8 protein-coding genes are annotated in these 9,449 nt (G+C 73.4%); 5 read left to right on the top strand and 3 right to left on the bottom strand.

All coding sequences use genetic code 11. From position 1 onward, the window contains the following. Positions 1 to 312: 312 nt before the first annotated feature. Both ACFW6P_RS05450 and ACFW6P_RS05445 read right to left on the bottom strand, forming a co-directional pair. Complete coding sequence (locus ACFW6P_RS05450) at positions 313 to 1,449, bottom strand: DUF3152 domain-containing protein (RefSeq protein WP_386422991.1); 1,137 nt, start codon at positions 1,447 to 1,449, stop codon at positions 313 to 315. A 934-nt stretch (positions 1,450 to 2,383) separates the two neighbouring features. After that, entirely contained in the window at positions 2,384 to 3,442 is a 1,059-nt protein-coding gene (locus ACFW6P_RS05445; protein WP_386355458.1) for an alpha/beta fold hydrolase, read from the bottom strand. 304 nt (positions 3,443 to 3,746) lie between these two features. On the opposite strand from ACFW6P_RS05445, the gene ACFW6P_RS05440 reads away from it, so the two are divergent. The 4 genes from ACFW6P_RS05440 to ACFW6P_RS05425 all read left to right on the top strand — a co-directional run bounded on the left by ACFW6P_RS05440 (position 3,747) and on the right by ACFW6P_RS05425 (position 5,687). Further along, the gene (locus tag ACFW6P_RS05440; RefSeq protein WP_386355455.1) at positions 3,747 to 3,965 is read left to right on the top strand and encodes a hypothetical protein; all 219 of its coding nucleotides are present in this window, start codon (positions 3,747 to 3,749) and stop codon (positions 3,963 to 3,965) included. Between the two features lie 203 nt (positions 3,966 to 4,168). Continuing rightward, a complete protein-coding gene (locus ACFW6P_RS05435; RefSeq protein WP_386355452.1) occupies positions 4,169 to 4,813 on the top strand; it encodes a TetR/AcrR family transcriptional regulator in 645 nt (214 codons plus the stop codon). Positions 4,814 to 4,992: 179 nt separating this feature from the next. Then, complete coding sequence (locus tag ACFW6P_RS05430) at positions 4,993 to 5,220, top strand: DUF3107 domain-containing protein (protein WP_386355450.1); 228 nt, start codon at positions 4,993 to 4,995, stop codon at positions 5,218 to 5,220. A gap of 197 nt (positions 5,221 to 5,417) precedes the next feature. Further along, positions 5,418 to 5,687, top strand: a complete 270-nt coding sequence (locus ACFW6P_RS05425; protein WP_386360117.1) for a hypothetical protein — start codon at positions 5,418 to 5,420, stop codon at positions 5,685 to 5,687. A gap of 208 nt (positions 5,688 to 5,895) precedes the next feature. Here the strand turns inward: ACFW6P_RS05425 and ACFW6P_RS05420 are convergent, their stop codons facing one another. Further along, positions 5,896 to 6,645 carry a ferritin-like domain-containing protein gene (locus ACFW6P_RS05420; RefSeq protein ID WP_386360120.1) on the bottom strand — a complete coding sequence of 250 codons (750 nt, stop codon included), beginning with the start codon at positions 6,643 to 6,645 and terminating at the stop codon, positions 5,896 to 5,898. A gap of 476 nt (positions 6,646 to 7,121) precedes the next feature. Here ACFW6P_RS05420 and ACFW6P_RS05415 point away from each other — a divergent pair, with 476 nt between their 5' ends. Further along, positions 7,122 to 9,416, top strand: a complete 2,295-nt coding sequence (locus ACFW6P_RS05415; RefSeq protein ID WP_386422989.1) for a DEAD/DEAH box helicase — start codon at positions 7,122 to 7,124, stop codon at positions 9,414 to 9,416. Positions 9,417 to 9,449: the final 33 nt, after the last annotated feature.

Genomic DNA, 9,449 nt, shown 5'->3' with positions numbered 1-9,449 from the left:
GCACCTCCGTGTTTGGGCCCCGAGGGGGCCCGGCGGCCTACGGGGCCCCACTCTTGGGCGGCTTCGGGCGGGGGGCGCCGGCGGTTGCCCCCCCCCCCCACCAAAAGGGGTGAACGGTCGTAACTTTCCTGCGCGGGACGCGTTCCGTCGCGCTAAGAAATCATTCGGACACAGATCTTCATGGCGCCGCCGGCACACAAGCCAACACACGGGCCATCACACAGGCCGACACACGGGCCGACACACGGGCCGACACACGGGCCATCACACAGGCCGACACACGGGCCGACACACGGGTCGCCACACGGGCCGTCAACTGTTGGGGTACGGCCAGGCATTGGCGCGGCAGTCGATGCCGTCGTGATCGATGAACTTCGTCTGCTGCTGCATGACCGGGGCGAGCGCGCCGTCCTCGTCGCACGTGACGTGGCCGTAGCCGAGGCGGTGCCCCACCTCGTGGTTGATCAGCATCTGCCGGTAGGCGTGGATCTCGTCGCCGTAGGTCTCCGAGCCCTGCGCCCACCGATAAGCGTTGATCATCACGCGCTCGGTCGCGGCGGAGTCGCAGGAGACGTTGTCCACGGTGGTGTCCAGGCCGGACTTGGCGCACCAGTCGGCGGTGGTGCCGGGGCTGGCGAGGGTGATGACGAAGTCGGGCTCGCCGGAGTGGATGCGCTCGAAGGTCCGCGCGCCGTCGTGGGCCCAGCTTCGCCGGTCGTTGAGCGTCTTCTGCACGGCCTCGGCGAACAGTCCGGCGTCGAGTCCGAGCCCCTGCTCCACGTCCACGCGGTAGGTGAACTTCTGCCCCGCACCGGGCGCCTTGGCGATGCCGGGCACGGCGTCGAACTTCCCGGAGCCCTTCATCCCGACGTCGAGCGGGTACGTCCGATCCATCTTCTGGCTGTACGTCAGCGGCTTGGCGCCGGGTTCGGGCGCGGGCGCCCGGCCGTCCGCGCGGGACGCGGCGTCGCGGACGTCGCGCGACTGGTCGGGGGCGGACTGCGACTGCACGTCGGCTGCGCCCGGGTCCTCGGCGACCTGACCGGCGACGATGACGGCCAGGACGGTCGTGACGGCGGCGGCCGCGATCCCTGTGAAGGTACGGCTCTTGCCCCCCTTGCCCGGCGCGGGCGCACCGCTGGGCTCCGCGCCGTCATGGGCGTCGGAGCGGGCGTCGGCCGGGGTGCCCGCGCTCCACTCCGTGACGGACGCGAGGGCGTCCGCCGCGTGCGCGGAAGCGGGCGTACGGGGCGCGAAGACGTCGTCCTCCTCGTCGAAGGCGTCCGGATGGTCCTGCCGCGGCTCGTCGGGCGCAGAGGCCCGACGCTGCCGGGGTATGGGAGCGTCGGCTCCCGCTCCGGCCGGGGCGGAACCGCCGCCGCTGCCGCCGCCGCTCAGCTCACCCCAGCCGCCCCCGGCCTCCCGCTGCTCGGGGTGGCCTCCACGCACCTGCGGGAAACCGTGCGCCGGCGTCCCGTCGGGCAGTCGCGGCGCGCCCCGCGCGGATGCACCGCCGGAGAACCGGGGAACACCGCGGGCCGGCGTGCCGTCGGCAGGACGCGGCACCCCGCGCGTGGGAGTGCCGTCCGGGAACCGCAGAACACCCTGCGCGGGAGTGCCGTCGGGGAATCTCGGCACTCCGCGGGCCGGCGTGCCGTCCGGCAGCCGCGGCATGCCATGAGCGGGCGCCCCGTCCGGCAGCCGGCCGTCGGGCGGACGCGGCATCCCGTACGGGGGCGTGCCTTGCGGAGGCATGCCCTGCCGTGGCGTGCCCCGCCGTGGCGTGCCCTGCGGAGGCGCGCTCTGCCGAGGCACGCTCTGCGGAGGCACGCTCTGCGGAGGCGTGCCCTGCCTTGGCATGCCCTGCGGGGGCGCGCTCTGCGGAGGCGTGCCCTGCCGAGGCATTCCGCGCGGAGACCCACCAGGCGCGAACGACGGCCCACCGGCCCCCCTCGGAGACCCACCGGGGCCGAACGGCGGCACCGGGGGCCCTTGAGGCGCACCGGAGCCGCTCGACGGCCCGTCAAACCCGTCTACCGGCCCGACGAACCCGTCCACTGGCCCGCCACACCCGTCCCTCGGCCCGACGAACCCGTCCGCCGACCCGCCGAAACCGTCCGTCTGCTCGCCGAGCCCGGGTGCGGGACGCGGCCCCGGCACCCGGCGAGGCCCCGAGACCGGCGGCGGCCAGCCGCCCTGGCCGGGCCTCGGCCCGGGCGGCGGCGCTGCCGTCCTGCCCTGCCGGCCCGGCTCAGATGCCGGACCCCGGCCCGGTCTCGGCCCCGGTGAGGTGCCGGCCCGGCCGCCGTCCGGTCCTTCGGTTGTCCCCGCGGTACCGCCCTTGGCGGCGGGTCCGCGGCGGCTGTGGCGTCCCACTCGCGCCTCAGCCCCCCATGCTCTCGTCGGTGCCTTCTTGGTCGACGGCGCGGCCCGCGCGGGCGTCCGATGCGCTCTCGTCCGGCGCTCCCCAAGCCCGCCGCGTACCCAACTCTCCCGAGTCTTTCAGGAGTTCACGGAACGCCAGGGCCACCGTCTCCGGATACTCCATCATGGCCACGTGCCCGGCGTCCGGCAATGTCATCAGCCGCGAGTCGCGGAACGCCCGGGCGGCCTTCTGCGCCATGCGGAAGCCGACGAGCTGGTCGCGGCCCCCGTAGACGAGCAGGGTCGGTGCGAGGACGCGCTCGGCCTGGCGCCACAGTCCGTGCTGGCCGCCCAGGGTGTACGCGTTGACGATCCCGCGTGCGGAGCGCGCCATCGCGTCCCAGAAGTACGGCAGCCGCAGCCGCCGCTCCATCTCCTGCACGGCGTGGTGGAAGCCCTCCGGCGTCACCCGCTCGGGATCGCCGTAGCAGAGCGCCATGACACCTCGGACCCGCTGCTCCGCCGTCCACGCCCGGGTGAGCCGGGTGAACAGGAGCGCGACGCCGGGCACCGCCAGCAGCCCCGTGGGCACGGCGGAGCGCTGCACGCGGATCTCGGGCAGGGCGGGCGACACGAGGGTGAGCGTACGGACGAGATCGGGCCGGACGGCGGCGACACGGGTGGTGATGGCGCCACCGAGCGAGTTCCCGAACAGGTGCACGGGGCCGCGGCCGGAGGCGTCGAGGTAACGGATGACCGCGCGCGCGTGGCCGGTCACGGAGTAGTCGCCGTCGTCCGGGGGCGGGGAGTCGCCGAAACCGGGCAGGTCGACCGCCTCGCTGTCGACGACGTCCTCCAGCAGCGGCATCAGCGCCGACCAGTTCTGCGAGGAACCCCCGAGCCCGTGCACGTACAGCGCGGGCGGCAGGTCATCGCGCGCGGGCGGACGCGACCGCACCGACAGGGTGACCCCGGGCAGGTCGACCGACCTCAGCCGCTCCCCCTCCGCGACCCTGACGACCCCCACCCTCGGCAGCACATTGGCGGGCGGCACGAACGGCAGCTCGGTCGAAGACATGCGGCAATGTTACGAGACGATCACGTAGTGGCTCATGTGTTCGCCGTCACAGGAATCGACCCCATGGGAGGCACTGGGTGGTGCATGAGGTGGCACCCGTGAGGCAGTAGGAGAGACAGCCGGAACACCGCAGGAAAGAACGTCGAGGTAACCGGCAGGGGTGGCAGCCGGCGGGATGCGCGCTGCGTCAGGTACCGGACGCGGATCGCATGGCGTCCGGATCGGGTGTCTCCTAGGCTCGGGCAGAGGGCACCCGCGTGTGGCCCCTGCATCCCCGGGGACGTTCGTAGGAAGGGAGCCCAGCATGGCCGTAGACCCCACCGACCCGGAGACCTTCGAGGCCGAGACCGAGAAGACGACGGAGGACGTCGAGGCGCCCGAGGTCGACGCGGCCGAGCAGCACACGGACCTCGCGCCGGACCGCGACGACCCGCTGACCGGTGTCGATCCGGACCGCGCGAACGAGGCCGACCTCGCGGAGCAGGCCCGGGTCGTCTCGCTCGACGAGGACGACTACCGGTGACGTACGCCGCCACAGGGCGACGGAGTCACTGAACAGGAAGGGGGCCGCGTTTTGCCCGCCCCGTCCTCGTTTGAAACCTTCTCCACCGCTTTCGTAACCGTCCGGTCCGTGAAATTCTGCGCTCTCACCGCGCACACCACGGTTACCGAAAAGTACGATGGCGACGCGGCCAGATCCGCACGTGGACGACTATGGGAGGCGGCGTGACAGCCATCGAGCAGACAGAGGCGGTTCGCCCGCGGGGCACACGCCTGCCGCGCCGTGCCCGACGCAACCAGCTCCTGGGAGCCGCCCAGGAGGTCTTCGTGGCCCAGGGCTACCACGCGGCGGCGATGGACGACATCGCCGAGCGCGCGGGCGTCAGCAAGCCGGTGCTCTACCAGCACTTCCCGGGCAAGCTCGACCTCTACCTCGCCCTGCTGGACCAGCACTGCGAGTCGCTCATCCAGTCCGTCCGCCACGCGCTCGCGTCGACGACCGACAACAAGCAGCGCGTGCGGGCGACCATGGACGCCTACTTCGCGTACGTCGAGGACGACGGCGGCGCCTTCCGACTGGTCTTCGAGTCGGACCTGACGAACGAGCCCGCCGTGCGCGAGCGCGTCGACAAGGTGACGAACGAGTGCGCCGAGGCCATCTGCGACGTCATCGCCGAGGACACGGGCCTGTCCCGTGCCGAGTCGATGCTGCTGGCCTCGGGCCTCGGCGGACTCGCCCAGGTGGTGGCGCGCTCCTGGCTGCACAGCGACCGCAGCGTGCCCCGCGACCAGGCGGTGCAGCTGCTGGCGTCCCTGGCGTGGCGCGGCATCGCCGGTTTCCCGCTGCACGGGGCGGACCAGCAGCACTGACGGACAGCGGGCGGGGGACGGCGTACGGCACTCGTGCGCACGGACGTGCTCGCTGTTCCCGTCCGTTGTTCGCTCGTGGCGTTCTCGGACGGAGCATGTACGTCCCCTCACCGGGCTAATGTGTGCTGCGTACGGCGCGGAAGATCGCGCACATCACTGACCGTCGGAGGGACATAGCCGTGGAGGTCAAGATCGGCGTGCAGCACGCGCCCCGCGAGATCGTTCTGGAGAGCGGTCAGAGTGCCGAGGAGGTCGAGCGGGCCGTTTCCGAGGCCCTGGCCGGGAAGACGCCGCTGCTGAGCCTCGTGGACGAGCACGGCCGCAAGGTCCTGGTGCCGGCCGACCGCCTCGCGTACGTCGAGCTCGGCGAGCCGGCCCCGCGCAAGGTGGGCTTCGGCGCGCTGTAGGCGCCTGCGTCGCGGAGGGGGCGGGACGGCTGTCGGCCGTCCCGCCCCCTCCGCGTTCCGCTCCTCCCTCAGCCGGACGGGTCCCTCCACGGATGGCGCACAGGCCGCTCACAGAAGTGGATTGGATTTCGCAGGCCAGGGGTAAGACGGGCTACGACCGATTTGGGCAGGCCGGCCGTGTGGGAGGGACCCCCGACATGCTCCTGGAAGCGCTGAGCTCCGCGATTCTCGGCCTCGCTCTGGCCTGGGCGGCCACGCACCGCCTGTCGCACCGTCTGCCGGCCCGCCAGCTCGTCCTGTCGACCGGCGTCGCCGGTGCGCTGTTCGGGGCGTTCGTCATGCACAGCGCGCTGGACGCCGGACATCTGCTGCTCGTCCTGCTCGGCGGGGTGATCGTGTCGGTGGCCTCGCTGTCGCTGCTGCTGCGCCCCGCGGGCCGGCTGCGCCGACACTCGGCCACGGCGTAGCCGCGGGCCTCAGCCGTCGGCCGGCCGCCGAGGCCGGCAGGCGTCCGGGGAGCGCGGTGAACTCCGCGCCCGGCCGACGACGAGGCGCCCGCCGTCCTCCGCGAGGAGCGCCGCAGTTTCCACTCGACCGAGCCCGCCGCGGACCGCCGCACGGTGCACGGTCCACTTGAGCGGGCGCGTCGTCGCCGAGCGCCCCCGCCGGAGACCGCTACGCGGCCAGCCCCAGCGCCGCCATCCGCTTGGTGTGCGCCTCGGTGATCCGGGAGAACATCTTGCCGACCTCGGCGAGGTCGAAGCCGTCCGCGACGCCGCCCACCAGCATGGTCGACAGCGCGTCCCGGTCGGCGACCACGCGCTGCGACTGCGACAGGGCCTCGCCCATCAGCCGCCGCGCCCACAGGGCGAGCCGTCCGCCGACCCGCGGGTCCGCGTCGATCGCCGCGCGCACCTTCTCCACCGCGAAGCCGCCGTGCCCCGTGTCGTCGAGCACGGCCAGCACCAGGTCGCGGGAGTCGGAGTCCAGGCGGGCCGCGACCTCGCGGTAGAAGTCGCTGGCGATCGAGTCGCCGACGTAGGCCTTGACCAGACCTTCCAGCCAGTCCGAGGGGGCCGTCTGCTTGTGGAAGCCGTCGTACGCCGCGACGAACGGCTCCATCGCGCGCGTGGGCTCCTCACCGATCTCGGCGAGCCGGTCGCGCAGCCTCTCGAAGTGGTGGAACTCGGCCGACGCCATCTTCGCCAGCTCCGCCTTGTCCTCCAGCGTCGGCGCCAGCTTGGCGTCCTCCGCGAGCCGCTCGAACGCCGCGAGCTCCCCGTAGGCGAGCGCACCGAGCAGGTCCACGACCGCGGCACGGTACTGCGGATCGGCGGAGGCGGTGGCCCAGTCGCCGGCGGCGACTCCGGTGGGTGCGGCGGGGGTGGTGTCCGAGGAGTTCTCAGGCGTGTCAGAGCTCGTCATGAAGCGCACAATAGCCCGCTTACCGGGAGACGTAAGGCCCTGGTCAACCACTGTGACTACGACTACGTGACCGAATCGGCCATCGCGTGTGCGCGATTCCGGGGTATGGTGGTAATGCTCCTGCTGGTACGTCGACGTACCTCGACAGGCCGCACGTATGAGGATGCCCGGTCGGTGGCCCGATCGGCTCCGACCCGACAGCTCTCCCGTCCCTGCGGCACTGTGCGCAGGGAATCCGGAGGGACACCCTCAGCGGCATGAGCGCTAGAGCGTCGGCGCGGTCCCGTGCCTTACGGCCCGCCCTTGGGCAGCGGACGTCCCCGGCACGGTCCGACACGACCCCCGCGCTCGCCTCGCGCCGCCCACACAGAAGAGGCAGCACCCTGACTACCACGTTCCGAGAGCTCGGAATCCTTCCCGAGACCGCCGAGGCCCTGGAGGCCGTCGGCATCGTCACCCCCTTCCCCATCCAGGAGATGACGCTCCCCGTGGCCCTGTCGGGCTCGGACGTCATCGGCCAGGCCAAGACCGGCACCGGCAAGACGCTGGGCTTCGGCCTCCCGCTCCTCGAGCGCGTCACCGTCCCCGCCGACGTCGAGGCCGGACGCGCCGAGCCCGAGGACCTCACCGACGCCCCGCAGGCCCTCGTCGTCGTCCCGACGCGCGAGCTGTGCACGCAGGTCACCAACGACCTGCTGACCGCGGGCAAGGTGCGCAACGTGCGCGTCCTCGCGATCTACGGCGGCCGGGCCTACGAGCCCCAGGTCGAGGCCCTGAAGAAGGGCGTCGACGTGGTCGTCGGCACCCCGGGCCGGCTGCTCGACCTCGCCGGGCAGAAGAAGCTGAACCTGAAGCACGTCCGGTGCCTGGTCCTCGACGAGGCCGACGAGATGCTCGACCTCGGCTTCCTGCCCGACGTCGAGAAGATCATCAACATGTTGCCGGGACGGCGCCAGACGATGCTGTTCTCGGCCACGATGCCGGGCGCGGTCATCGGCCTCGCCCGCCGCTACATGTCGCAGCCCACGCACATCCGCGCCGCCATGCCGGACGACGCGGGCAAGACCGTGGCGAACACGAAGCAGTTCATCTACCGCGCGCACAACATGGACAAGCCCGAGATGGTGGCGCGCATCCTGCAGGCCGAGAGCCGTGGCCTGGCCATGGTCTTCTGCCGCACCAAGCGCACGGCGGCCGACCTCGCCGACCAGCTCAAGGAGCGCGGCTTCGCCTCCGGAGCGGTCCACGGCGACCTCGGCCAGGGCGCCCGCGAGCAGGCGCTGCGCGCCTTCCGCAACGGCAAGGTGGACGTCCTCGTCTGCACCGACGTCGCCGCGCGCGGTATCGACGTCGAGGGCGTGACGCACGTCATCAACTACCAGTCGCCGGAAGAGGAGAAGACGTACCTGCACCGCATCGGCCGTACGGGCCGCGCGGGCGCGAAGGGTACGGCGATCACGCTGGTCGACTGGGACGACATCCCGCGCTGGCAGCTGATCAACAAGGCGCTGGAGCTGGACTTCAACGACCCGCCGGAGACGTACTCGACCTCCCCGCACCTGTTCTCCGACCTCGGTATCCCCGAGGGCACGAAGGGCGTCCTGCCGCGCTCGGAGCGCACGCGCGCCGGCCTGGAGGCGGAGGAGCTGGAGGACCTGGGCGAGCCGGGCGGCCGCGGGCCTCGCGGTCGCGGCGTCCGGGGTGGCCGGAGCGACCGGGACGAGTCCCGCTCGGCCGACCGCGAGCGGTCCCCGCGTACGCCGCGTCGCCGTCGCCGGACGCGCGGCGGAGCGCTCCTGGACGGGGAGCCCGGTTCCGCGGGCGCCACCGCTCCGGAGACGCCGGCCGCCGACGGCACCGCCGAGGTGGAGGCCGACACGGCGCCGCGCACCCCGCGCCGCCGTCGCCGCACCCGCGGCGGGGCTCCGGCCGAGGCGGCGCAGGCACAGGTCACGGCGGTCGAGCCGGCCGCTTCCGCGCCGGCGGAGAACGCCGTCGCGACCGCGGAGGGCACGGTCCCGGAGGCCGCCGAGGCTCCTGCGACGTCGCGCCGCCGGCGCACCCGCAGGTCGGCTCCGGCGGAGACGCCGGTGGTGGAGACCGCGACCGCGGGGACGGCGGTCGCTCCCGCAGAGACGACGCTCGCGCCTGAGGCGAAGGCCGCCGCCGAGGTCACGGCCGCCGCTGCCGCCCCGGTGACCGCCGAGCCCGAGGCTCCCGCCACCACGCCGCGCCGCCGCACCCGCAAGACCGCGTCCGCGGCCGAGACGGCTGTCGACACGGCCGAGGGGGCCGGCGAGTCCGCCCCGGAGCCTGCGGAGACGAAGCCGCGCCGTACCCGGAAGACGGCCGCGAAGGCGGAGGCCCCCGCCGACCCGGCCACGACGCCGGAGACCACGCCGCGTCGCCGCACGCGGAAGGCTGCTGCCGCCGCGGAGGAGGCCGTGGACACGACCGAGGCCGCCGAGGCGAAGCCGAAGCGCACGCGCAAGACCGCGGCAGCGGCCGAGACCGCCGTCGACACGGCCGAAGGCACCGAGGCCACGCCCCGCCGCCGCACCCGCAAGGCCACCGAGCCCGCCCAGAGCGCGGACATCCCGGCCCAGACGGCACAGGAGCCCGAGGCCACCGAGCCCAAGCCGCGCCGGACCCGCAAGACCGCCGCGTCCAAGACCGAGGCCGCCGTCGACACGGCGGAGGCCGCCGAGGCCCAGCCGAGGGCCCGTCGTACGCGCAAGGCCACGGCCATCGCGGAGCCCACGGAGGGCTGACCCTCCGGCCGTCGGCCCGGTCCCACTCACGTG

The organism is Streptomyces sp. NPDC058741, assembly GCF_042746715.1.
Classification (GTDB): domain Bacteria; phylum Actinomycetota; class Actinomycetes; order Streptomycetales; family Streptomycetaceae; genus Streptomyces.
Note: the sequence above shows the minus strand (reverse complement) of the source record. Positions and strands in the feature narration are given on the sequence as shown.